This window comes from Nitrosomonas sp. (genome assembly GCF_019635155.1).
Taxonomy (GTDB): Bacteria; Pseudomonadota; Gammaproteobacteria; order Burkholderiales; family Nitrosomonadaceae; genus Nitrosomonas.
The window spans coordinates 18,836-42,966 of sequence record NZ_JAHBZY010000019.1 but is presented as its reverse complement, the minus strand read 5'-3'; the positions used below and the strand labels follow the sequence as shown (position 1 = coordinate 42,966).

At 48.7% G+C, this 24,131-nt stretch carries 21 protein-coding genes; 17 read left to right on the top strand and 4 right to left on the bottom strand.

Features of this window, described 5'->3' with window-relative positions:
* Nucleotides 1-16: 16 nt before the first annotated feature.
* The 7 genes from KF839_RS12380 (at nt 17) to KF839_RS12350 (ending at nt 7,697) form a co-directional block, all read left to right on the top strand.
* The gene (locus tag KF839_RS12380) at nt 17-778 is read left to right on the top strand and encodes a glycosyltransferase family 2 protein (RefSeq protein ID WP_292918154.1); all 762 of its coding nucleotides are present in this window, start codon (nt 17-19) and stop codon (nt 776-778) included.
* Nucleotides 779-974: 196 nt separating this feature from the next.
* Nucleotides 975-1,958 carry a GDP-L-fucose synthase gene (gene fcl, locus KF839_RS12375; protein WP_292918153.1) on the top strand — a complete coding sequence of 328 codons (984 nt, stop codon included), beginning with the start codon at nt 975-977 and terminating at the stop codon, nt 1,956-1,958.
* A gap of 127 nt (nt 1,959-2,085) precedes the next feature.
* Nucleotides 2,086-3,261 carry an ATP-binding protein gene (locus KF839_RS12370; RefSeq protein ID WP_292918152.1) on the top strand — a complete coding sequence of 392 codons (1,176 nt, stop codon included), beginning with the start codon at nt 2,086-2,088 and terminating at the stop codon, nt 3,259-3,261.
* Between the two features lie 243 nt (nt 3,262-3,504).
* The gene (sdhC, locus tag KF839_RS12365; protein ID WP_292918151.1) at nt 3,505-3,894 is read left to right on the top strand and encodes a succinate dehydrogenase, cytochrome b556 subunit; all 390 of its coding nucleotides are present in this window, start codon (nt 3,505-3,507) and stop codon (nt 3,892-3,894) included.
* Complete coding sequence (gene sdhD, locus KF839_RS12360) at nt 3,888-4,241, top strand: succinate dehydrogenase, hydrophobic membrane anchor protein (RefSeq protein WP_292918150.1); 354 nt, start codon at nt 3,888-3,890, stop codon at nt 4,239-4,241. Before sdhC ends, sdhD begins: the two co-directional genes overlap by 7 nt.
* Before the next feature lies 1 nt (nt 4,242).
* Nucleotides 4,243-6,006 (top strand): succinate dehydrogenase flavoprotein subunit, encoded by a 1,764-nt coding sequence (sdhA, locus tag KF839_RS12355; protein WP_292918149.1) that lies wholly within the window; start codon nt 4,243-4,245, stop codon nt 6,004-6,006.
* A 359-nt stretch (nt 6,007-6,365) separates the two neighbouring features.
* Nucleotides 6,366-7,697, top strand: a complete 1,332-nt coding sequence (locus KF839_RS12350; RefSeq protein WP_292918148.1) for a TRAFs-binding domain-containing protein — start codon at nt 6,366-6,368, stop codon at nt 7,695-7,697.
* 131 nt (nt 7,698-7,828) lie between these two features.
* On the opposite strand, the gene KF839_RS12345 is transcribed toward KF839_RS12350, so the two are convergent.
* Nucleotides 7,829-10,558: a cation-transporting P-type ATPase gene (locus tag KF839_RS12345; RefSeq protein ID WP_292918147.1), complete on the bottom strand. Its 2,730-nt coding sequence runs from the start codon at nt 10,556-10,558 to the stop codon at nt 7,829-7,831.
* 107 nt (nt 10,559-10,665) lie between these two features.
* A complete protein-coding gene (locus tag KF839_RS12340; RefSeq protein ID WP_292918146.1) occupies nt 10,666-11,502 on the bottom strand; it encodes a thermonuclease family protein in 837 nt (278 codons plus the stop codon).
* Nucleotides 11,503-11,806: 304 nt separating this feature from the next.
* Here KF839_RS12340 and KF839_RS12335 point away from each other — a divergent pair, with 304 nt between their 5' ends.
* The 10 genes from KF839_RS12335 (at nt 11,807) to djlA (ending at nt 19,414) form a co-directional block, all read left to right on the top strand.
* Entirely contained in the window at nt 11,807-13,255 is a 1,449-nt protein-coding gene (locus KF839_RS12335; RefSeq protein ID WP_292918145.1) for an alanine/glycine:cation symporter family protein, read from the top strand.
* Between the two features lie 159 nt (nt 13,256-13,414).
* Nucleotides 13,415-14,227 (top strand): ABC transporter ATP-binding protein, encoded by an 813-nt coding sequence (locus tag KF839_RS12330; protein WP_292918144.1) that lies wholly within the window; start codon nt 13,415-13,417, stop codon nt 14,225-14,227.
* Entirely contained in the window at nt 14,220-15,017 is a 798-nt protein-coding gene (gene mlaE / locus KF839_RS12325) for a lipid asymmetry maintenance ABC transporter permease subunit MlaE (RefSeq protein ID WP_292918143.1), read from the top strand. The genes KF839_RS12330 and mlaE overlap by 8 nt, the downstream gene beginning before the upstream one ends.
* Nucleotides 15,017-15,484, top strand: coding sequence for an outer membrane lipid asymmetry maintenance protein MlaD (gene mlaD, locus KF839_RS12320; RefSeq protein WP_292918142.1), 468 nt, complete (start codon nt 15,017-15,019; stop codon nt 15,482-15,484). The genes mlaE and mlaD overlap by 1 nt, the downstream gene beginning before the upstream one ends.
* 80 nt (nt 15,485-15,564) lie before the next feature.
* A complete protein-coding gene (locus KF839_RS12315) occupies nt 15,565-16,185 on the top strand; it encodes an MlaC/ttg2D family ABC transporter substrate-binding protein (RefSeq protein ID WP_292918141.1) in 621 nt (206 codons plus the stop codon).
* Nucleotides 16,186-16,195: 10 nt separating this feature from the next.
* Complete coding sequence (locus KF839_RS12310) at nt 16,196-16,534, top strand: STAS domain-containing protein (RefSeq protein WP_292918140.1); 339 nt, start codon at nt 16,196-16,198, stop codon at nt 16,532-16,534.
* Nucleotides 16,535-16,587: 53 nt separating this feature from the next.
* Nucleotides 16,588-17,502 carry an ABC transporter ATP-binding protein gene (locus tag KF839_RS12305; protein WP_292918139.1) on the top strand — a complete coding sequence of 305 codons (915 nt, stop codon included), beginning with the start codon at nt 16,588-16,590 and terminating at the stop codon, nt 17,500-17,502.
* Nucleotides 17,499-18,254: an ABC transporter permease gene (locus tag KF839_RS12300; protein WP_292918138.1), complete on the top strand. Its 756-nt coding sequence runs from the start codon at nt 17,499-17,501 to the stop codon at nt 18,252-18,254. Before KF839_RS12305 ends, KF839_RS12300 begins: the two co-directional genes overlap by 4 nt.
* Before the next feature lie 45 nt (nt 18,255-18,299).
* Nucleotides 18,300-18,545 carry a BolA family protein gene (locus KF839_RS12295; protein WP_292918137.1) on the top strand — a complete coding sequence of 82 codons (246 nt, stop codon included), beginning with the start codon at nt 18,300-18,302 and terminating at the stop codon, nt 18,543-18,545.
* Between the two features lie 89 nt (nt 18,546-18,634).
* Nucleotides 18,635-19,414, top strand: a complete 780-nt coding sequence (djlA, locus tag KF839_RS12290; protein ID WP_292918136.1) for a co-chaperone DjlA — start codon at nt 18,635-18,637, stop codon at nt 19,412-19,414.
* A gap of 480 nt (nt 19,415-19,894) precedes the next feature.
* On the opposite strand, the gene KF839_RS12285 is transcribed toward djlA, so the two are convergent.
* Together KF839_RS12285 and KF839_RS12280 are read right to left on the bottom strand one after the other, a co-directional pair.
* A complete protein-coding gene (locus KF839_RS12285; RefSeq protein ID WP_292918135.1) occupies nt 19,895-22,120 on the bottom strand; it encodes a hypothetical protein in 2,226 nt (741 codons plus the stop codon).
* 449 nt (nt 22,121-22,569) lie between these two features.
* Nucleotides 22,570-24,102, bottom strand: a complete 1,533-nt coding sequence (locus KF839_RS12280) for a methyl-accepting chemotaxis protein (RefSeq protein ID WP_292918134.1) — start codon at nt 24,100-24,102, stop codon at nt 22,570-22,572.
* Nucleotides 24,103-24,131: the final 29 nt, after the last annotated feature.

Below are 24,131 nucleotides of genomic sequence, written 5' to 3'. Positions count from 1 at the left end.
TCATTGATCAACATCTATGCTCAACTTTAAATCAGTAAGGATTTCGGTGGTCACTGTCACTCGGAATTGCGTGGAAACGGTAAGTGACTGCCTTGATTCGGTGGAAGCACAAGCTTATTCGAACAAAGAGCATGTGGTGATCGACGGTGCCAGTTGGGACGGTACCGTGGAGCTACTGGAGTCGCGTATTAATCGCTTGGCAGTACTGGTGAGTGAGCCGGATAAGGGGATTTACGACGCATTGAACAAGGGTATCGCACGATCAACTGGCGAGGTAGTGGGGTTCCTCCATGCGGATGACATCTATGGTTCTCCGGACGTACTGACGTGGGTGGCCGATGCATTTGCAGACCCGGCTGTATGCGCGGTCTATGGTGATTTGCAGTACGTGAAGAAGGATGATGTCAGCCGAGTGGTGCGGTATTGGAAGTCAAATCCGTACAGCAGGTGGCTACTGGCTTGGGGCTGGATGCCCCCGCATCCAACGCTTTATGTACGGCGTGAGTGGTACGAGCGCATCGGCGGTTTCGAAACCCGCTATCGGATCGCAGCAGATTACTTTAGTATTTTGAGCTTGTTCTCCCAGCCAGGTTTCAAGGCAGTTTATCTGCCGCAAGTGATGGTGAAGATGCGCCTCGGGGGAGCCAGTAACCGTTCGCTGAAAAATATCATCCACAAATCGCGTGAGGATTACGACGCCCTGCGCCGTACTGGGGTTGGCGGAATGGGAGCTCTGCTTTGGAAGAATGTGAGCAAGTTGAGGCAGTTTTTTGGCTAAAAGCTTAAGTGATGTGCTACAGATGAAAGATAGACGGATTAAGGGCGCTCGTGTTGTGTAGTTAGTGGTCAGATAAAACCGGATTGTTGATTCCTGAAGATTCCTCACTACATTCGGAATGACAAATGGTTTTCTTCAGAGTCATTCTGATGTTTACCAATGAAAGGTTTTTTTCTGGATTTTTAGAGGGTAAGTGATGACAAAGATTTATGTGGCTGGGCATAGTGGCATGGTCGGATCCGCAATTGTCCGGCTCTTGAGAGCGAGGCAGGAGAAAGGCGAAGCGATTGAACTGGTTACCCGCACACATGCTGAGCTGGATTTAACCGAACAAGCTTCTGTCAGGGATTTTTTTTCGGAAGCAAAACCAGATGTGGTTATACTGGCTGCAGCGAAGGTGGGTGGAATATATGCCAATAATACGTATCCAGCAGATTTTATTTACCAAAACATGATGATGGAATGCAATGTTGTACATCAAGCATGGATGGCCGGTGTGGAGCGTTTGTTGTTTCTGGGAAGTTCATGCATTTATCCCAAATTAGCGCCGCAACCGATGCGAGAAGATACTTTGCTAACAGGAACGCTGGAATCGACCAACGAACCTTATGCGATTGCGAAGATTGCAGGTATCAAGTTGTGTGAGAGCTATAACCGGCAATACGGAGCAATGCATGGCGTGGATTATCGTAGTGTAATGCCGACTAATCTGTATGGGCCCGGAGATAATTTTCATCCTGAAAACAGCCACGTGGTACCAGCTTTGATACGGCGTTTTCATGAAGCAGTAATTTCAGATGCGCCTGAAGTTGCCATCTGGGGCAGTGGTAAGCCTTATCGCGAATTTCTGCACGTCGATGACATGGCGGAAGCATCACTCTTTGTACTTGATTTACCAAAACAAACATACGAAGCCAATACACAGCCGATGCTGTCTCACATTAACGTGGGAACAGGCCAGGAAGTTTCCATTGCCCAACTTGCAGAATCAATTGCCCAGGTAACCGGCTTTACTGGAAAGATTATATTTGATTCAACTAAGCCGGATGGCACGCCGAGGAAATTAATGGACGTTTCACGGCTAAAACAGATGGGATGGTCTGCAAAAATTAATCTCAAGGATGGTTTGGAAGATACTTATCGCTGGTATCAACAAGCTAATTCAGTGCGATCAGCGTAAACATAGTGGAATCCATGTAGTTCCTCCACAAACTGCATTTACTAGAAACGCTTTTTTTCTAATTCTAGCATTCTTTTTATTATGAAATATCGGAGTATAATTCCGGATTTTCATAGATAAGGTGCTGATGATTCAACGAGCTCATCATCTTGAATCGCTTAAGTGGCAACTTGCAAACTTCCCCATTGTCGCTATTCTGGGTGCGCGTCAGGTAGGGAAAACAACGCTTGCTCGCCAATTAGAAAGTGATTGGGATGGCCCCAAGCGGCATTTCGATCTGGAAGATCCGGATGATCAAGCGCGGCTTGCTGATCCTGCGTTTGTTTTGCGTGAACTTAAAGGATTGGTGGTGCTCGACGAAATTCAACTGCGTCCGGATATTTTCTCGTTGCTGAGAGTACTGGCTGACCGGCCGGATTTGCCGGCGCGTTTTCTGATTCTGGGGAGCGCGGCTCCTGAGTTGCTTAAGCACGCAGCGGAAAGTTTGGCGGGGAGGGTGATTTTTCATGAACTGGATGGATTGTCATTGCGTGAGATTGCACAAGCGGATACTTCCTCCGCTTGGCTGAACAATCGCTGGCTGCGTGGCGGTTTTCCGAGGGCTTTGCTGGTGGATACCATGCAACTCAGCCGGGAATGGCGTGATGCTTTTATTCGCACATATCTTGAACGCGACTTGCCGCAACTCGGCATCAACCTTCCTGCATTAACGCTACGCCGCTTCTGGACAATGCTAGCCCATTATCACGGGCAAACCTGGAACGGGAGTGAGTTGGCACGGTCGTTGGGGGTCAGTGACAAAACGGTATCACGTTATCTGGATATTCTGGAAGGAACTTTTATGGCTTACCGGTTGATGCCTTGGCATGCCAACGTAGGTAAGCGGGAAATTAAATCGCCTAAGGTTTATGTGACGGATAGCGGTTTGCTGCATAGCTTGCTAGGTATAGGCGATGAAGATGCCTTGTTGGCGCATCCCAAGTGCGGTGCTTCTTGGGAAGGATTTATTCTGCGAGAGATTATTCATCGCATGAATGTTAAACGGGGTGAAGCTTTTTTCTGGGGCGTGCATTCAGGGGGTGAGCTTGATTTGTTGATAATTCAGGACGGGCGGCGCTTGGGGTTTGAGATTAAATTAACCAAATCGCCGCAAATGACTGTATCAATGCGTTCTGCAACAGAAATATTAAAGTTGGATCATTTGTATGTGATATGTCATAGTGAAGGTGAGCCTTGGCCAATGTCGGAAGGTGTGACGGCAATGCCTGCTTCCTGCTTGGCTTCGGAGCAATGGTTGTCTTGAGATGGCGATGATAAATTATGCAGGTAGGTAAGTCAGGTGAATTGTCACTGGCGGTACAGGACGCCGGAAGCTATAGTTTGGATAGCCGCCGCACTCTGTAATTGAAGTTGTTAATCTAAAAACCCCCCGGCAAGCTAAGGCCGGGTTATTTTAACTCCCAGTTAGCGCTTGTAACATGCAGCATAACCGACTAAACTCCGTTGTAAGGTTGGTGACTGAATTTTCTACGTTAGAATTTCCCGCATGGAAGCGAAAATACACCCTAAACGTCCCAAGCATCTGAATCTGTTCAAGATCAAGCAACCGTTACCCGCGGTGGTTTCCATACTGCATCGAATCAGCGGTGCCTTGCTGTTTTTTCCCGGTATACCCTTGGTATTATGCGGCATGCAGCTATTGCTGCAATCGCCGGAAAGTTACGAAATATTAATCGGTTACTGGCAGATGCCGGCGATCAAGGGGCTACTGCTGTTATCGCTGTGGTTCTTTCTGCATCATCTGTGTGCCGGTATTCGTCATGTGCTACTGGATTTGCATATTGGTGTCGCATTATCGCCAGCGCGAGCCAGCAGCGTTGTGGTTTTAATAGCCGGATTTTCGTTGACGGTGATAGCGGGAGTATTAATATGGTGAAACCAGCCAAATTAGCGGTCACCGGTGCGCATTACGGTTTAAAGGATTGGCTGGCGCAACGCGTGACGGCTGTGCTGATGGCACTCTATTTAGCCGGATTGATTGTAGTGCTGTTTGTTGCGGCTCCGCAAGACTATGTTGGATGGAAAACCTTATTCAGCCATCATGGGATGCGCATTGCGACATTGGTGTTTTTCATTTGCTTGTTCTGGCATGCTTGGATCGGTATGCGTAATATTTTGATGGATTATGTGCATCCGGTGGCGATTCGCTTGCTCGCGCAAATCGCGGTGATTACCGCATTGCTATTTTATTTGGTGTGGACGGCGGATATTTTATGGGGTTGATGTGGCGATAACCAAAAGAAAATTCGATGTAGTCATCGTCGGCGCGGGTGGCGCCGGCATGCGCGCGGCGTTGCAGCTATCGGAGGCGGGCTTAAAAGTCGCAGTACTATCCAAAGTTTTTCCCACGCGTTCGCATACGGTATCGGCTCAAGGCGGCATTGCCGCATCGCTGGGTAATGTCACCGAAGATAATTGGCATTGGCACATGTACGATACCGTCAAAGGCTCGGACTATCTTGGCGATCAAGACGCCATTGAATTTATGTGCCGCCAGGCCAATGAAGTGGTGTACGAATTGGAACATTTCGGTATGCCGTTCGATCGTTTGGAAAACGGCAAAATTTACCAGCGCCCGTTTGGCGGACAATCGCAAAATTTTGGCGGTGCGCAGGCCACGCGCTCATGCGCGGCGGCGGATCGCACCGGTCATGCGCTGTTGCACACGCTATACCAGCGCAATGTCAGTGCCAATACGCAATTTTTTGTCGAATGGATGGCGTTGGATCTGATTCGCGACGAGCAAGGCGACGTGTTAGGTGTAACCGCGCTCGAGATGGAAACCGGTGAAGTGTCGATCTTGCAAGCGCGAGCGACCTTATTCGCAACCGGCGGCGGTGGGCGCATTTTTCAAGCCAGCACCAATGCCTTGATCAATACCGGTGACGGACTGGGTATGGCGGCGCGTGCCGGGATTCCGCTGGAAGATATGGAGTTCTGGCAATTTCACCCAACCGGTGTGTATGGGGTCGGCGTGTTGATCAGCGAGGCGGTGCGCGGCGAGGGCGGTTATTTGTTGAACCGCGGCGGCGAGCGCTTTATGGAGCGCTATGCGCCGAATGCCAAAGATCTGGCGAGCCGTGACGTGGTATCCCGGGCGATGACGACGGAAATTAAAGACGGTCGTGGTTGCGGCGAGGAAAGCGATCATTTGTTGTTGAAACTCGATCATCTCGGCGCGGAAATCATCAAGACGCGCCTGCCGGGAATCCGTGAACTGGCGATGAAATTTGCACATGTCGATCCGATCAACGAACCGATTCCGGTAGTTCCGACGGCGCATTACATGATGGGCGGTATCCCGACCAATTATTTTGGGCAAGTGGTAGCACCGTACAAAACCGGCCCGGAAGAGATCGTATCCGGTTTCTATGCGATCGGTGAGTGCGCCTGCGTATCGGTGCACGGCGCCAATCGTTTGGGGACGAATTCACTGCTTGATCTCGTCGTGTTTGGCCGTGCCGCGGCTCATCAAGTCATCGAAGATTTAAAAACTAAACCACACCATAAACCGTTACCGGAGGATGCTGCCGATAAAACGCTGGCGCGATTGGCGCGCTTGGAAAATCAAAAAGATGGCGAAAGTGTCGCACAAGTGCACGCAGCATTGGCCAAAACCATGCAAACCTACTGCGGCGTGTTCCGATTTGAGGATATGCTGATGAAAGGCGTGGAGAAGATCCTGGAAGTGGGCAAACGTGTCGAACAAACGGAAATCAAGGATAAAAGCAAAGTCTTCAATACCGCGCGTATCGAAGCATTGGAACTCGATAATCTGAAAGAAGTCGCGATCGCCACCATGATCTCCGCCGAAGCCCGCCGCGAAAGCCGCGGCGCCCACGCCCGCAACGATTTCCCTGAACGTGACGACGTCAAATGGTTAAAGCACACGCTATTTTTCAGCGAAGGCAACCGGCTGGATTACAAGCCGGTGCGCTTGAAACCGATTACAGTCGAATCGTTTCCACCGAAAGCTAGGACTTATTAAAGATCCTGGGTGTTTGTCAGCACTAAAAATTAAACTGCATATTTATGTGAGAGTGTTTGTAATAGAGATTATTTAAATCGCTAAAATGCAAAGAGTAGATTTTATGTTTAAATTTAGATTCTTCTTGTAGAAAAGAAGAATCTTTCTAGTTAAATGTGAATTCATGGATATTGATAGAATCGATAAAGTTTTTAGCGAACTTAGTACGCTTTATGCGATTGTTGAAGAAACTAAACAATAAAAGAAAGATCACCTTGCCAAAATTGGAGATCAGAATCCTGCTTTTCAAGATGAAATTGATACTCATAGTCTTAAATATATAAAATGTTGGCTGCGCTTTTTCGTACCGAAGGATCAAAATGAAGCCGCTCTGCTTTGTATTAATGCCTTTTGGCAAGAAACCCGCAATTTCCGGCATTTTGGTGGATTTCGATGCGGTTTATCAGGAATTAATTGCTCCGGCTATTCGTGCTGCGGGACTTGAACCGTTACGGGCCGATGAGGAAATGGCGGGTGGCATTATTCACAAGCCGATGTTCGAACGCTTGATTTTATGTGAATATGCTATTGCCGATTTAACCACGGCCAATGCGAATGTGTTTTATGAATTGGGTTTGCGCCATGCGATTCGCCCTTCTTCGACCCTGCTGCTGTTTGCGAAGGATACCGGTCAGCTTCCGTTTGATGTGGCGCCGCTGCGCAGTTTGCCCTATGATCTTGGCGCTGACGGCAAGCCCAAAGACCCTGAAATTGTTGTTGCGAGTTTGACAACCAAGCTCCAGGAAGCACGTCAGCAACTCGCCGACAGCCCGGTATTCCAGTTAGTAGAGGGATTTCCCGATATTCAACGGTTAAAAACAGATGTATTTCGTAACCGAGTGAATTATTCGGAGCAGATCAAGCAAACATTGGCAAATGCTCGTAAGCAAGGATTGGCAGCCGTTAGTGCGGTTGAGCGCGATCTTACACAAAATGCGAAAGTGGCGGATATAGAATCCGGTATCGTGATTGATTTGTTTTTGTCGTATCGTGCCGTGCGCGGGTGGCAGGAAATGATTGATTTGGTGGCAAAAATGTCTCTGCCGCTCGCGGCTACCGTGATGGTGCAAGAGCAATTGGGCTTGGCTTTGAACCGTGCCGGTCGCAGCGATGAAGCTGAAAAAGTGTTATTGGATGTCATCGCCAAACGTGGTCCAAGCAAAACCTACGGCATACTCGGGCGGGTGTTTAAAGATCGCTGGGAGAATGCTTGCAAAAACGGTGACAAGTTTCTCGCCAAGGGATTACTTAAAAAGGCAATTGATGCGTATTTGCAAGGTTTTGAAGCGGATTGGCGCGATGCTTATCCGGGGATTAACGCGGTGACATTAATGGAGCTTGCCGATCCACCTGATCCGAGACGTTTAAAAGTATTACCGGTGGTAGCTTATGCGGTTGAACGGCGTATCGCCTCGGGAAGGCCGGATTATTGGGATTATGCAACACGCTTAGAACTCGCGGTGCTCGCGAAGGACGAAGAGAGTGCAACCTATGCGCTAAGTTCCGCACTCGCTGCTGTCCGGGAATCGTGGGAACCTGAAACAACTGTGCGGAATCTGAGATTGCTGATTGATACCTGGAGAAAACGGGGGGAGTTACTGGCTTGGATTGAAACAATTGAAAAATCGCTGACAGCACGGGCTGCAATCTAGGGGAATATTAGTCGATCTGATCAGCGATCAATTGAATCAAAAGTAAAGCATTATTTGTCTTTTTGTAAACACTCGCAAGATCTCTTATTTGAGCGAATTAATATTTGCCGCTCATGATACTGTTTCAATTCTCAAGATTTTGAAACCTTAATACGCAAGCGGATTTGTTTTTCGATTTCGATGACGACAAATAGCGCAATGCCGCAACCGATTACCAGCAATCCGTCGAGAAACGGGACCGCGGCAGTACCGAATATTGCTTGCAGCGGTGGCAGATAGGTGATGGCGAATTGTCCGGTGGTGACGATCAGGAGCATCAGCCATACGACCTTGGTGCCGCGAATGGCTTTCCAGGTGAACGAAGTTCCGTAGATATTGCGGATAAAAAATAAATAGAAAATTTCCAATACCACGATCGTATTTACAGTAAGTGTCCGCACCAGTTCAATCGGATATCCTTGGGCGATGGCGTATGTGTAAACGCCATAAACACCGCAAAGAAACAGAATGGATACCATAAAAATCTGCCATATTAAACCACCATTGAGCAGTGGCTCCCCGCGGGTTCGCGGTGGACGATGCATGGTGTTTTCTTCGGTCGGTTCAAAAGCAAGCGCGATTCCCAAGGTTGCAGCAGTGATCAGATTAATCCATAAAATTTGAATGGGGGTGATCGGCAATACGAGCCCGAAGAGTAATGCGGCAATGATTATCATCGCTTCTCCGGCATTGGTCGGCAGAGTCCAGGTGATGACTTTTTTAATATTGTCGTAAACAGTCCGGCCTTCCCGTACTGCGTTGGCGATGGAAGCGAAATTATCGTCAGCCAGCACCAATTCGGCGGCTTCCTTGGCAGCTTCGCTACCTTTCTTACCCATTGCGATGCCCGCATCGGCGCGCTTGAGCGCCGGCGCGTCGTTAACACCATCGCCAGTCATAGCGACCGATAATCCGTGTGATTGTAACGCCATCACCAGGCGTAATTTGTGCTCCGGACTGGTACGGGCGAATATATCGCAGGCCATTACCGCCGATTTCAATGCGTTGTCGTCCATTTTATCCAAATCGGCGCCGGTCAGAACTGTCGCCGGATTTTGCAATCCGATTTGTTCGCCAATGGCTGCTGCTGTTTTAGCGTGATCGCCGGTAATCATTTTGACGCGAATGCCTGCGGTATGACAATCGGCGATTGCAGCGATTGCTTCGGTGCGAGGCGGATCGATCATGCCCGTCATTCCGAGTAACACGAAATCACTTTCAGTATCGGAAAATTCAAGAACGGTATGTTCCGCTTTTACTGTTTTGACGGCGAACGCCAATACTCGTTGGCCAAGCGTCGCAATTTTGTCGGCTTGTTCCAGCCAATAGTTTTTATTTAATTGTTCCGTGCCGTGACTGATGCTTTGCAGCGAGCACATGGTGAGAATTTGTTCAGGCGCGCCTTTTATAAAAATGCAGGCATGACGTTCGTGATCGTGATTCAGAGTTGCCATGAAGCGGTGTTTTGCGTCGAATGGGATGGCGTCGGTACGAGTCCATGCCGTTTGCGTCTGATAAATATCGATACCGAGTTTACAGGCAAATGCCAGCAAAGCACCTTCCATAGGATCGCCTTCGACTGCCCATGTGCCGCTATGGCTATGCAACGAGGCATCGTTGCATAAGGCAGCGGCGCGTGCGAGTTCATCCAGAACGGCGTGTTCGGCTAATGAAACCTTGGTGTTTTCCAGCAATAAAGCGCCTTGTGGTTCATAGCCGTTGCCTTGCAACGTAAATAAATGTTGATGAGTTAGCACCGATGCAACCATCATTTCATTGCGGGTCAAAGTCCCGGTTTTATCGGTGCAGATAACCGAAACCGAGCCTATGGTTTCAATCGCGGGTAAACGCCGCACAATGGCATTATGCTTTGCCATTGATTGCACGCCGACTGCAAGCGTGATGGTCAGCACCGCAGGCAGACCTTCAGGAATGGCTGCAACCGATAATCCAACCACGATCATGAACAGTTCGGAAAATTCATAATGCTCGGAAAAATAACCATAGGTCAGCAATAATGCTGCCAAAATTAATATAAAAATGGTGATCCATTGGGAAAACACCGCCATTTGTTTTACCAACGGTGTAGTTAAAACCTCCACTTCCGATAACAAATTGTTGATCCGGCCTATCTCAGTTGCAGCACCGGTGGCAACTACGATGCCTTTAGCCTGACCAGCCGTTACAAGAGTGCCTGAATAAGCCATGCAGGAACGATCCCCGAGCAATGCATGGCCGGCAACCGCGGCGACTTGTTTTTGCACCGGCATGGATTCGCCCGTGAGAATCGCTTCCTGCAATTGCAATCCATGGGTTTTGAATAACCGCAAGTCAGCAGGCACTTTATCACCGGCTTCCAGTAGCACGATATCGCCGGGTACAAGCTTTTCTCCGGCGATACTGCGGCGCACACCGTTACGCAGTACAGCCGCAGTAGGTGCCAGCATTTGCCGGATAGCGCCCATCGCTTTTTCCGCTTTACCTTCTTGTACAAAGCCGATGATGGCATTGGCGAATACCACCGCCAGAATCACCGTCGTATCCGCCCAATGCGCCAGTATTAATGTGATCAAAGCGCAACCGAGCAAAACATAAATCAAAATATTACGAAACTGTGAGAGAAAGCGGATGATGGCGCTGCGTTCGGGAGGATCCGGCAGCCGGTTGGCGCCGAAGGTATGCAGACGTGATTCGGCTTCCTGATCGCTTAAGCCTGCCGGTACGGTGTCAAGGGATTCCAGCACTTGATCAATGGCGGTATGGTGCCATAAGGGTTGGTTATTTTCAGTGGCCGTTGTTAAATGCGCTTTCTGCATCGGCATAAGATTTAGCAAATGTGAATAACTATTATTGATTTGAAGTTACGATAAAAGTTTAAATACTGACAGCTTACGAATCAGATAGCGTGGCGGCGGCAATACCTGCAGGATTATCGCGGCACTAATGCACTGGGGTGCTGTATCAACATCGTATAGTTATCTTTTTTGCGCGACACCCAGCCCCGGATCTCCAGCAATTTTCCCACATAGGTATCGAGCGATGGGAATAGATTCAGATTCGCATTGGAGATGCGGATGTCGGTTTTATCATCAAATATCAGGCGCGTATATTTGCGGTTTTTCTTGATGGCTACGGGGATTCCGGTAAATCGTTGCCAACCTTTGTTGTGATGGGCGATTTGTGCAATCGGACGGGGTTGATATTCTGGCATGGACCAGATGCCCAGTTTTTGTTTCTCGGCTTTCTCTTGCGCACGAATCAGTTTCCCGGCGTACCGGCCATTGGGCGGAATGATGCTAACCGCCGCCAGACCGTTTTCCAACAGCATCAAGTTTAAGTGCTTGCCATCCGGGGTGAATACATGTGCAAGCGAGCGTTTATATTTATCTTGCCGCACTTGATCAAATTCCAAATACACTTTCTTACCCTGTATCTGTTTTTGCAGCCACTGTTTGGCTTCAATGCCGCCCGGCTCCTTGTCGCGTACGCGACTTTGAATTTCAGGCGTGTTGATACCGAGTAACCGGATTTGCTTTTTATCTTCCAAGATAATGGTATCGCCATCGTAAACTCTGACAACGGAATATAAATGACGGCTTGGTTGATTGGTGAGGGCGAGCTGTCGCGCATCGGCTGAAGGTTGATCCGAGTAGGTGACTCGTCCCTGGCTGTCAATGCTGCGGTAAATCTCACCCGCTTCCAATGCTGCTGGCAGTGTTACCAGGATGATGCAATGTAACCATGCGAGTTTATTACAAAATCTCATGCAGGCGTCTTCCTTCGTGAAGTTAAGTAAGTTTAATAACTCTTTGTATGGTATGCGTATCACCGGAAATTATGGCAAAATGAATAATTTTCTGCCGGGCGATTGCGGCATGATGGTGCAATAGCGCTAAGCAGAAAATGGAATACTATCAGTTAAATTAAAGTCCGAATAAATAGGATTAAACGGTATCATGATTCCTATTTCACAACATTAACCGCATTTGAACTCAGTCTGGTTGTATAAATTATTGCATGAGCCATGCCGGAACACAGACAGTTTTTGTAACTGGAGAATGCTTTAATCCATGGAAATTGATAAGTTAATTGATTCCGCGTTTGAACCCGTTTCAAATGCGGTGGCTTCCGTAATTTTTTACAGCATTCAGTTATTGGATCTTGAGATCAAATTGATCTTAATCTGGTTGGTGATCGCTGCTGTATTTTTTACGCTTTACCTGGGTTTTATAAATATTCGCTGCTTTGGTCATGCGATCGAAGTGTTACGAGGAAAACACGATAGTGGTAATTTAACCGGTCAGATTAGCCGGTTTCAAGCATTGATGACTTCGCTTTCCGCAACGGTCGGCTTGGGTAATATTGCCGGCGTGGCGGTTGCTATTTCCGTCGGCGGGCCGGGCGCGGCGTTTTGGATGGCGGTTATGGGCATATTCAGTATGTCGACCAAATTTGTCGAAGTGACGCTCGGTATCAAATACCGCCAGTGCGACAACAAGAATATGATTTCAGGCGGCCCCATGCATTATTTATACAGTGCCTTCGAGCGCTTGAAAAAACCGCAGTTGGGAAAATTCATGGCAGGATTGTTTGCAGTTTGTTGCATTGGCGGTACCATCGGAGCCGGGGGCTTATTCCAGGCAAATCAAGCGTACCAGCAAGCATTAATTGTCACTGGCGGCGAAGCCGGGTTTTTGGCGGATAGAGGTTGGCTCTTCGGCTTGTTCATGGCAATTTTGGTTGGAATGGTGATCATCGGCGGTATTCGTTGGATTGCGGCTGTAGCGGGACGTATTGTTCCACTCATGGCAGTCATTTATATTGTCGCCGGAATCATTGTAATAGGAATTCACTATCAGGCGATTCCCGGCGCGTTAAGCACCATTATTGCCATGGCGCTATACCCGGAAGCGGGATTGGGCGCTCTGATGGGCGCATTGCTGATGGGGGTGCAACGCGCTACGTTTTCCAATGAAGCGGGGCTCGGATCCTCGGCCATTGCGCATTGCGCGGTAAAAACCAGTGAACCGGTCAGTCAAGGCATGGTGGGTATGTTAGGACCGTTTATCGACACTGTGATTATTTGCATGGTGACCGCTTTGGTGATCATTATTTCCGGATCTTATGTTGAAGGAAGCGGCATCGAAGGAGTGGAATTGACTTCGCGTGCTTTTGCATCCGGTATTTCGTGGTTTCCATACGTGCTATCGCTAACAGTTTTCCTTTTTGCTTATTCGACCATGATTTCGTGGTCTTACTACGGTTTGGTATGTACGACCTATTTGTTCGGTGAGCGATTGTCTATCGAATGGATTTACAAGTTATTGTTCTGTATATTCATTATTATCGGTGCATCGGCGCAACTGTCGAATATTATTCTGTTTACCGACGCTATGATATTTGCTATGGCGGTTCCGAATATTATCGGTTTATACATGCTTGCACCGGAAATCAAAAATGATTTGAAACGATATTTACAACAATTGAAGCAAAAAACACAAAAATCACCTGAAGGATGAATATAGCGCGATATTTTCACTGAAACTGGATTAAAATTGGCATTAATGTCATTTATCGTAATTTATGCCAGGCCATCGATTCCAGCGCTGATCTTAAACTCAAAGCAATCGTATTAATCACCTGCATCTTCCGGAAAATCAATTTTACTGTGCAGCATCATGTCATCTGAAAACTTAATCGAGATCAACGGGTTGAATTTTTCTTACGATACCCGCGCGATTCTGAAAGGCATTGATATGACCATGAAGCGCGGACAGGTGGTCGCTATCATGGGTGGGAGCGGATCCGGTAAAACGACTTTGTTGCGACTGATCGGCGGTGTAATGCAACCATCGTCGGGATATGTCAAATTTGCCAATCAAGTGGTGCATGAACTGGATCGTGATGCGCTGTTTAAATTGCGCCGCAAGATGGGCATGCTGTTTCAGTTTGGCGCGTTGTTCACCGACTTATCGGTGTTCGATAATGTCGCATTTCAAATGCGCGAGCATACCAACTTACCGGAGTCGATGATTCGCGATTTAGTGTTGATGAAATTGAATGCCGTCGGTTTACGCGGCGCGCACCATTTGATGCCGAACGAGCTGTCCGGCGGCATGGCGCGGCGGGTGGCATTGGCGCGTTCGATCGCATTGGATCCGATGTTGATCATGTACGATGAGCCGTTCACCGGTCTCGATCCGATATCGTTGAGCGTGATCGGTAATCTGATCCGCCGTTTGACCGACGCGCTGGGGATGACTTCGATCGTGGTGACGCACGATGTGCAGGAATCGTTAAAAATTGTTGATTATGTTTATTTTATTGCGGATGGCGTGATCGCAGCGGAAGGTACGCCGAAAGAAGTGCGCGCGTCGGTCGCGCCATTCGTGCATCAGTTTGTGCACGGCGAGGAAGACGGACCGGTACCGTTTCATTACCCGGCGCAGCCGTACCGGAAGGATTTGAATCTGGAGAACGATCTTGCCTAAACGGATTGTTTCCAACATCCGGAACATCGGTCATCGGACGATCGAAAGCGTCTGGCGTCTTGGCATTGCCAGCCGTTTTTTCTTGCTGGTGCTGCTAAAATCCGGAACCAGTTTCCGCCGGTTCAATTTAGTGATCCGGGAATTGTACTTTACCGGGGTGTTATCGCTCATCATTATCGTCGTGTCCGGCTTGTTTGTCGGCATGGTGCTGGGATTGCAAGGCTATGAAACATTGCAGAAGTATGGTTCGGAATCCGCGGTTGGCACTTTGGTGGCATTGTCGCTGGTTCGAGAGCTGGGGCCGGTAGTGGCAGCGCTGCTTTTTGCCAGTCGCGCGGGTTCCGCTATTACTGCGGAGATCGGCCTGATGAAAGCCACCGAGCAGTTGGCGGCGATGGGGATGATGGCGGTCGATCCGGTTGCGCGGGTGGTGGCGCCGCGGTTTTGGGCGGGTGTGATTTCGATGCCGTTGCTGGCGGCTATTTTTTCCGTGATGGGTGTTTACGGCGGTTATCTGGTGACCGTTGTATTCATCGGCGTGGACGAAGGCTCCTATTGGTCGCAAATGCAAAGTGCGGTCGATTTTCGCATCGATATTTTAAACGGATTTATTAAAAGCTGTTTTTTTGGTGTCGCGGTGACTGCCATTGCGGTGTTTGAGGGTTATGATGCGCCGCCGACAGCGGAAGGCGTATCCGGGGCCACTACGCGCACGGTGGTGACATCGTCGTTAGTAATTTTAGGACTTGATTTTATATTGACCGCTTTCATGTTTAGAGGAGTCAGTTAATGCAGCGGACAACAATGGATTTGTGGGTGGGATTGTTTGTCGTTATGGGTGTCGTTGCGCTCATGATCCTGAGTCTCAAAGTCGGAAACCTGAATGTTTATAATCCCTCGCACAGCTATACCATTTCCGGAAATTTTGAAAACATCGGCGGCCTAAAAGTACGCGCACCGGTCAAAAGCGCGGGGGTTGTGGTTGGGCGTGTCACCGATATTCAGTTCAGCACACAAACTTACGACGCTGTCGTAACCATGGATATGGACAGTCGCTTTCAATTTCCAAAAGATACGTTTGCGAGCATTCTGACGTCGGGCTTACTGGGTGAGCAATATATCGGCCTGGCAGCGGGCGGTGACGAAGTGATGCTCAAAGAAGGTGATAAAATCATGAAAACCAATTCGGCCATGGTTCTGGAAGAATTAATCGGACGTTTCCTATTTAATAAAGCGGCGGACGATGATTCTTTCTAGTCGTCTGATCAGCGAACGGATATTTTTTTTATTCTGATTGGTTTAGTATTGCAAACAACTTAAAACTTGGTGAGGTAACAATGAAAAGAATAATTGGAACAATTGGATTGATATTTTCCTGTCTGTTGATATCTCCAGCATGGTCGATGGAGTTGGCGCCGGATAGGCTTGTCGATCAAACTGTTAAAGAAGTTCTTGAAATTATTAATAAAGATGCCGAATTGAAAAATGGCAATAAAGACAAAATGCTGCATTTGATCGAAACCAAGATTCTGCCGCATTTTAATTTTACGCGTATGACGCAACTGGCGATGGGGCAGCATTGGTCAAAAGCGGCACCGGAACAACAAAACAAATTGGTGGACGAATTCCGTACGCTGCTGGTGCGCACTTATTCCAATGCGCTAACGAGCTATCAGGATGAAACCATCAAAGTCAAACCATTGCCGGCATTAGGTGATCGAGTCGAAACGACGGTGCGCACGATGGTAATTCAAGGCAATGGTAAAGAACCGGTACCGATCGATTACAGTATGGAGAAAAAACCGGATGGCTGGAAAGTGTACGATGTCACGGTTGCCGGTGTGAGTCTGGTAACTAATTATCGTGGTACGTTCAATAGCCAGGTCCGCAAAGGCGGTGTCGAGGGATTGTTGAAGGCGTTGTCTGATAAGAACAAATCGCTGGAAGGTAAAAAGTAAATTAATGCCGATGAACGACTTGAAAATGCCGGTTCCTACCATTATGCGCGAAGGTGATTGCATCGTTTTGCAGGGACCGGTTACGATTGATCATGTCGTGCGGTTGACCCGCCAAGGGGTTGCATTATTTGGGAATCAATCGCTCATGGTTGATTTAGAGGGAGTGACCGATGTAGATTCCACGATCATCAGCATGCTGTTGGAATGGCAACGAGCCGCCCAAAAAACAAAGCGGTCACTGCAGTTTATTCATATGTCCGAGAGTCTCAAAAGCCTCATTCAACTATACGGAGTCATGGAGCTGTTTCCGGTTTCACGCGATCACGCCTCGGAATTCGGTGCAGCCTGATCACGTAACCGCCGGTTACGATTCTTAGTAAAAAGCTTCTTCGACTGATTCTGATGTTACCCGCACTTGAAGTTCAACATGTCAGCAAGCATTTCGGCCAAATTCATGCGCTAGCTGACGTTAGTCTAAGCATTTACCCCGGAGAGTTTTTTGCATTACTGGGCCCTAACGGTGCCGGAAAAACTACGCTGATCAATATCATTGCCGGTTTGTCGCTGGCAGATAACGGGGTTGTGCAAGTCATGGGGCATGATGTATTGAGCGATTACCAGCAAGCACGATTGAATCTGGGGATCGTCCCACAGGAATTGGTGTTCGATCCGTTTTTTACGGTACGAGAAATTTTGCTGATTCAATCCGGTTATTATGGACTTCGCAATAATGGCCGGTGGGTCGATGAGATTATCGAACGCCTTGATCTGAGCGATAAAGCGCATGCCAATATGCGTGCTTTGTCCGGCGGTATGAAACGCCGTGTGCTGGTGGCGCAAGCGTTGGTGCATAAACCACCGGTGATCATTCTGGACGAGCCGACCGCCGGTGTCGACGTGGAATTGCGTCAGACATTGTGGGAATTCATCAAGCAGCTCAACCGTGATGGGCATACCATCGTATTGACTACGCATTATCTGGAAGAAGCGGAAACATTATGCAACCGGGTGGCGATGCTGAAGCAAGGCCGGATTGTGGCGCTCGATAACACGCATAATTTGATTGGCCAAATGACAGCCGGCAACTCGTTGCGATTGCGATTGTCACCGGATACTTTGCCGGAAGGATTGCAAGATCGCTTGTCGAAACATGAGGATGGGATTCATGAATTGCGCATCGATCATTACGTGCACATCGAATCCGTGTTGGCGGCGTTACGTGCCGCGAATATCGAAATCGTCGAAATGCACTTGCAACAGCCGGATCTCGAAGATGTGTTTATCAACATCATGAAGAATAATAATTTAACGAAATGACGGGATTTTTCACACTGTTTTACAAGGAGTTATTGCGCTTCTGGAAAGTCGGCTTCCAGACCATCCTTGCTCCGATGGTGTCGACACTATTGTATTTGCTGGTGTTCTTTCACGTATTGGAAGCGCATGTGGAAGTATATCCGGACATTGCCTACACGCATTTTCTGATTCCCGGTTTAGTGATGATGGCAATTATTCAGAATGCCTTTGCCAATTCATCGTCCAGCATGATTCAATCGAAAATCAGCGGTAATATCGTGTTTATCCTGTTGTCGCCGCTGTCGTATCACACGATTTTTCTAGCCTATGTTCTCGCTTCGGTGGTCAGAGGCATTCTGGTCGGCTTGGGTGTATATATCGTTACCTGGGTGTTTTTTGATATTCCGCTGCAACTTCCAATTTGGTCAATCATTTTCGTGTTGCTTGGCAGCGGGATTCTTGCCGTGCTCGGATTGATCGCAGGAATCTGGGCGGATAAATTCGATCAACTGGCTGCTTTCCAAAATTTCATCATCATGCCGCTGACATTTCTATCGGGGGTGTTTTATACCATCCATTCATTGCCATCCGGCTGGCAATACTTGTCGCATCTCAATCCGTTCTTTTATATGATCGACGGTTTCCGTTACGGTTTCCTGGGCGTTTCGGATATCTCACCTTATATTAGTTTGTTGATTGTGGCATCATGCCTGATGATCATTTCCATGCTGGCGATACGGATGCTTAGAACCGGCTACAAATTACGACATTAACCGGCGGGTCATTTTGCCTGCAAACCACACAAAAGGAGAACAACCATGCTGACCGCAGAGAATGTAAAAACCTATATCGAATCTTCGTTGCCTTGTGAACACGTACAGGTCGAAGGCGACGACGGTCATCACTTTCACGCACTGATTGTCAGCACGCACTTTCAAGGAAAGAGCATGATTCAGCAGCATCAATTGGTTTACAAGTCATTGGGAGACCGGATGAAGCAGGAGATTCACGCACTGTCAATGAAAACACTGACCCCGGAACAATGGGCGGAACAAACACAATGATCGCATTTGCTGCAGCCGAAAGTACAAGCTCGTATATTGATTTTGTAGTCAATTTACTATGATCGCTTTATCGCTAATCCGGGTTAATCGTGTTTAAGATACTGGGCGCACTTTCCGGATTTCTGGTGCTGGGTTTTATAGGCTTGATTCTCGGCCTGATCGGCGGCAGTTTCATCGACCGGCTATTGGCTTATGGTCCCGGCGGAGTCAATCCATTCAATGCGGCGCGCCGCCAATCGGTTTTTCTGGAAACAGTATTTATTCTGATGGGAAAATTGGCCAAGGCGGATGGCCGTGTTTCCGAAAGCGAAGTTTCGCATGTCGAACAGTTTATGCAAAAGCTGCGCATGACACGTGAACACCGGCTGCAAGCGATCGCGTTATTCAAGCAAGGCGCAGCCAAGGATTACGATCTTCAGCCGCAACTCAGCCAATTTTTAGCGGCTTGCGGGCATTCGCCGGATCTGAAGCAAATGCTGCTCGTGTATCTGATCATCATGGCATTATCCGACGGTCACTTAAATGCTGAGGAAGAGGAATTGCTGCGAATCATCGCCAGTCGCCTGGGTTATCCCCCGGGAGCGTTCGAGCAACTGCTCGACATGGTGTTGAATCAAATGCATTTCGCTGCCGGTGGCGGTGCCGATTCCGTGAATGCGCTGGAGGATGCTTACCGGGCGCTGGGGGTTGGTAGCGACAGCACTGACGAAGAAGTTAAACGCGCCTACCGCAAATTGATGAGCCAATATCACCCGGACAAATTGATGGGGCAGGGGGTGCCGGAAGACATGGTCGCGGTCGCAACCGAGCGAGCCCAGGAAGTTCAAATCGCCTACGATTTAATCAAGAAAAGCCGGAATCTGAAGTAACTGCGGTTTAATGGTACAGGGCATCGAAGTTGCGTATGTGAGGTATACGAAAATAACCATCAGAATCAATTTGATATTTTTTGATCTATATCAATAAATTTAGGTTTGTTTTGATTCAGAATTCATACTCCACTAGAGCTTTTTATTGGAGGAAATTATGAATATGTTAGAGGAAGTCGATGTTGTAGCGTTTAAAAAATTAGGTATTAATTTAGTAGTCATTGGTGCGGTAGCAGTGGCTTTGATTTTTGTGTCGATGTATTTTTCCTAGGCAATAAAGCAGTTGCTTAATTTCTCTTAAGTCCTAGTATTTCAATAAACAGCCTCGCCACACAGCGCGGGGCAATAAACCTTCTTTCTTCAGGCTTTATTGATTGTTTGTTGGAGTGTGTAAGTTTGCCGCAACTTTCCTATTATTTTTCTCGAATTGTCTACAATTCGGGGCTGTAGCGAGTTTACTACAGCCCCTTATTTTTTGTGTTAAACCGGTGCTTTCGACAGCACAAACGCGCGAACCGCGCTGGCATCATAGCCGAGTTCGCTGCTCCAGCCATCGGTTGCCATCGCATCCACATAAAGATTTTCGCTGAAGCCGGCGACCGGGCAACCATCGACCGGGCAGCCCGGCGGCAAGTTGTCGTTCAGCAAATTCGATACTGTCCGGGAGATTGAGAACGAACCGCCGCCGACTGGATCCCAACCGCCGGGGGAAGGCAACTGCAACACGGAATTAACACCGCGAACCACGCCGAAGTGGTAGCGTGCGAATCCATGCGGATGCTTGGCCTGCCATGTCATCGTCACAGAGTCGCTGGCGGTATAACTTAACACACCGCAGCATGGATCCGCTGCTAAAGCCCCGATGGTTGGCGCATCAATATTGGCAAAGCAGTGATTATTATCGACGTGTAACGCAACAATCATACTGTTGCCAACGACCAAACCGAGCGGTGCTGCGGCGGTGGTATAAATGGTGCCGGTAAGATCGGGTACATCCGGCACCACATACTGGATACCTAATGCTGCAATGTTGACCTGTTGACCATTAGCATTGAACAAATCCAGCTTGAGTTGATACTTGCCGCTGTTATCCGTTCCTATGGTATTGCCATTGTCATCGTACGTCATACCCGCCGCCAATTCCTGCGTCGGGAATTTTGCATTGGTGAAATGCTCGACGATCTCGCTGATATGCGGCGGCGCATCCCAAACGCCTTCGGGCGCAACCGATGGATAGGGGATTTCAAACAAATCGGGCACCATATGGCCGGCGCCGTCATCGGCATTTTTAGGTCCGAGCAGATACGGTGTCCATGCGGGCATCGGTCCGGTCGGCGTATTCACATCGTGGCGGTAGTAATGATAAACCGCGCTGCTCAGCGGCGCGAAATCACCGCTATCGCCCTTGCGCCAGAAAATCCGGTAATACTTCACGCCGAGTGCTTCCAATGCATTGGAAAACTCCAGCCGCGGCCGCAGTAATCCACCCCACGGCGCGCCGCTATCGGTCAAGCCGCGATTACTGTCGTCGGTACTGCCTTGCAGCGCCGGTGCGGTTCCGTAAATGTGGCTTAACGCATGCGCGCCGATGGCAAGAAACGCCACCCAATTGGCGGGACCGATCACCGGCGGACAAGGTGAACAAATTTGCGCCAAAGGATGCGTGGTGTACAACGTGACTTCGGTGCCGCAGACGTAATCCCAATGCGTATGGCACGAGACCGGTTTGGGTTCGTAAATCGTCACGTCCAAGAAGCCGAATAAACGCTGGCGCGCTTTGAAATAGAGATCGGGAATGTCGGTATCGTTGCAGCCCCGGAAAAACACCGTTTGAAAATTCCCGCAAGCGTCCGTGGTCGCAGTAGCGACTTTCTGCTTGGTAACCAACAGTGGAAAAAATCGGCAGAGCAGAGGGCGGATAATGAACGCATTGTCGATCAATGCTTGCTGAAATTGCAGCCGGCTGCCGGCTTGGGCGATATATTTCAATTCCGTCGCATTTGCGATTTGATCGAAGGCATCGGCGGTATCTTCCGCCGGAACGGTTGCTTGCACAGGGCCGGCGGCCGCCATCATCATGCGCCGCTCAAACGGTGCCGGATCGGGTCCTGGGCCTGGCCACGGGAATGGCTCGGGAATTCGAGGGAGATCGGCAACTGACGGCCATGGGCGCGGATGAACGATCACATCGCGCAACCGGTCGATCACGGCATCCGGCAGCTTTGGAATCAGGATATGCAATGGATCGACTTCAAAAACCTCGACGGTCGCATTGCACACCGGATACTCGACGACGGTACCGCCAACGGTAATTCGTTTCATCAATTTTCCGCGCACGAAACAAGCATGAAGTAACCAGCAACGCCAAATATCCGGGAATACGCGGAACCTTACTTCCTTGATTGGAGTTTTGGGGTCGACCAATAAAAACTGTTGCTGTGCACCGCGGCGCATCAAATCATCGTACCCGACTTCTTTTTCTTCGGATGCCGGACCGATCAGGATGCGCACCCGGTCTTTATTTGCCATCACGGGCACGCGCAATGACGCTTTACTGCCATCTTTAACCGGCGCGGATGTCAGCATCCGCCCATCCGCCGAGAATGCATACGCAAAAACTTCCGGTGGTTTGCTGTCGCTTGTAACGTCAACTAATTCGGTAATGACGGCAAGATCGTAGAATCTGGGATTGTCTTTTATGGCCATGATGTTCTCCTTATCAGAATAATGTGGGCAGGCTATCGATTAATAGCCTGTAGAGAATCAGAATTTGGAGCAAATGACAGATTGAAACGCAGTTGATTGTCGTATTTACCAACCACTGCAAAATTAGCTTAACAGAATTAACCGAGCGACAATGTGACATTTCACACTGTATCTCAAAAAATACTATCAAATTGATCCGATAGTATTTTGATGTGGCAAAATATTTTGGTTTTATCCGTTGTGGTAGGTGATGGAAAATTCCACCAGGCTATCAAATTGATCGAAGTACCTGGCTAGCCGAGGAGCATAACGATGCTACTGGCACTGCTTCTCTTCAATTAGTTTTATACGCTGAGTGATACTTCTATCAACAGGAGGAACAGGCTTTTGACAAGCGCTGTTGACTTGCCAAAAGCCTGCTATGTTAGCCCGGTTGAATCTTTTCTAATTTAATGGGCATTCTCTTGCTTGAACTGATACGCCAAACCGGCAAGCAATTTGACTTTTTGTGACATTGCTTCACTTGCAGCGGCTGATTCTTCGACCAGTGCGGCATTTTGTTGCGTGGTTTCATCGATCTGCGATACCGCCTGATTGATCTGCCCGATGCCGTTGGCTTGCTCTTGGCAGGATTCGGAGATTTCGGCCACGATATCGGAAACCTTTTTGACGCTCTCGGTGATCATTCTGAGTGCTTCACCGGATTCGTTAACCAAGCTAGTACCTTTCTCCACTTTGGCCACGCTGTCGTTAATCAATACTTTGATCTGTTTGGCAGAATCTGAGCTGCGGCCAGCCAGGTTACGTACTTCATTCGCGACTACCGCAAATCCGCGCCCTTGTTCACCTGCCCGGGCTGCTTCAACGGCTGCATTGAGTGCCAGCAGATTGGTCTGGAACGCAATGCCATCAATGACATTGATGATCTCTGCAATTTCTTTGCTGCTGTCGTGGATCTCAGCCATCGCATGCATGGCACTGGTAACCACCGCACCGCTTTTTTCCGCATAATGTTGCGAATCACGTACTAGTTGATTGGCTTGGCGTGCATTGTCGGCATTATGCTGTACGGTAGAGGTGATTTCCTCCATGCTGGATGCTGTTTCTTCCAGACTCGATGCCTGATTTTCGGTGCGTTCGGATAAGTGCATGTTGCCGGTTGCGATTTCAGATGCGACATGATTTAGCACGGATGATGATTCTTTGACGCGCCCGATTGCGGTGCGCAGTTTAGCGTTCATAAAGATCAGTGCGTATTCTATTTGACCGATTTCGTCGGTTCTGCCGGTATAGATATAACGTGTCAGCGCATCGTTGGCGATTTTCTCGGAGCGTGCGGCCATTTTGCGTAGTCCGGACAATAAGGTGTATACAGTGGCATAACTGACCGCCGCTCCCGCGATGGCGCCCATCAATGCCGGTGTCCACGCGATTTGCCCGGCAGCGGCCAGGATCGTGAACAGTATGATGAAAAGGCTCGATACGCTCAAACCGACCCGGTTGGTAAATGACAGTGGAAAACGTGTCAGCTTTACGCTGCTCAGCGTCGAACGGCGTTTGTCGGAATCCGTTTTTTTCGACATGATTTTGGCATACAGCGCCTCAGCACGGTCGACCCATTCTTGTTTCGGTTTGACCCGGACCGATTGGTAACCGATCACTTGACCGTCTTCGTATTGTGCGCTGGCGAAAGCATCCACCCAGTAATGGTCGCCGCATTTGTTGCGGTTTTTGACGATGCCCATCCACGGCTTGTCACTGTTCAAAGTTTCCCATAGGTTGGCAAATGCTTCAGGCGGCATGTCGGGATGACGGATGATGTTATGATTCTTGCCGTTCAGTTCATCCCAGGTAAAACCGCTCATACGGATGAAGTCATCATTGGCGGATGTCAGAATGCCCTTCAGGTTGGTCGTTGAAATAATTTCGGTTTCATTGTTCATGCCCATATCACGCTGGGTTACGGGTTCGTTGATTCTCATGATAATGCCTCCCTTGTTGAGTTCTATTA

Coding starts and splice junctions, on each gene's coding strand:
- KF839_RS12300 (WP_292918138.1), top strand. CDS start 17,499: ATGACGGGATTTTTCACACTGTTTTACAAGGAGTTATTGCGCTTCTGG.
- KF839_RS12315 (WP_292918141.1), top strand. CDS start 15,565: ATGAAAAGAATAATTGGAACAATTGGATTGATATTTTCCTGTCTGTTG.
- KF839_RS12370 (WP_292918152.1), top strand. CDS start 2,086: ATGATTCAACGAGCTCATCATCTTGAATCGCTTAAGTGGCAACTTGCA.
- KF839_RS12310 (WP_292918140.1), top strand. CDS start 16,196: ATGAACGACTTGAAAATGCCGGTTCCTACCATTATGCGCGAAGGTGAT.
- KF839_RS12305 (WP_292918139.1), top strand. CDS start 16,588: ATGTTACCCGCACTTGAAGTTCAACATGTCAGCAAGCATTTCGGCCAA.
- KF839_RS12295 (WP_292918137.1), top strand. CDS start 18,300: ATGCTGACCGCAGAGAATGTAAAAACCTATATCGAATCTTCGTTGCCT.
- sdhD (WP_292918150.1), top strand. CDS start 3,888: ATGGTGAAACCAGCCAAATTAGCGGTCACCGGTGCGCATTACGGTTTA.
- KF839_RS12285 (WP_292918135.1), bottom strand. CDS start 22,120: ATGGCCATAAAAGACAATCCCAGATTCTACGATCTTGCCGTCATTACC.
- KF839_RS12380 (WP_292918154.1), top strand. CDS start 17: ATGCTCAACTTTAAATCAGTAAGGATTTCGGTGGTCACTGTCACTCGG.
- KF839_RS12335 (WP_292918145.1), top strand. CDS start 11,807: ATGGAAATTGATAAGTTAATTGATTCCGCGTTTGAACCCGTTTCAAAT.
- KF839_RS12345 (WP_292918147.1), bottom strand. CDS start 10,558: ATGCCGATGCAGAAAGCGCATTTAACAACGGCCACTGAAAATAACCAA.
- KF839_RS12280 (WP_292918134.1), bottom strand. CDS start 24,102: ATGAGAATCAACGAACCCGTAACCCAGCGTGATATGGGCATGAACAAT.
- mlaD (WP_292918142.1), top strand. CDS start 15,017: ATGCAGCGGACAACAATGGATTTGTGGGTGGGATTGTTTGTCGTTATG.
- fcl (WP_292918153.1), top strand. CDS start 975: ATGACAAAGATTTATGTGGCTGGGCATAGTGGCATGGTCGGATCCGCA.
- sdhC (WP_292918151.1), top strand. CDS start 3,505: ATGGAAGCGAAAATACACCCTAAACGTCCCAAGCATCTGAATCTGTTC.
- KF839_RS12330 (WP_292918144.1), top strand. CDS start 13,415: ATGTCATCTGAAAACTTAATCGAGATCAACGGGTTGAATTTTTCTTAC.
- KF839_RS12340 (WP_292918146.1), bottom strand. CDS start 11,502: ATGAGATTTTGTAATAAACTCGCATGGTTACATTGCATCATCCTGGTA.
- KF839_RS12350 (WP_292918148.1), top strand. CDS start 6,366: ATGAAGCCGCTCTGCTTTGTATTAATGCCTTTTGGCAAGAAACCCGCA.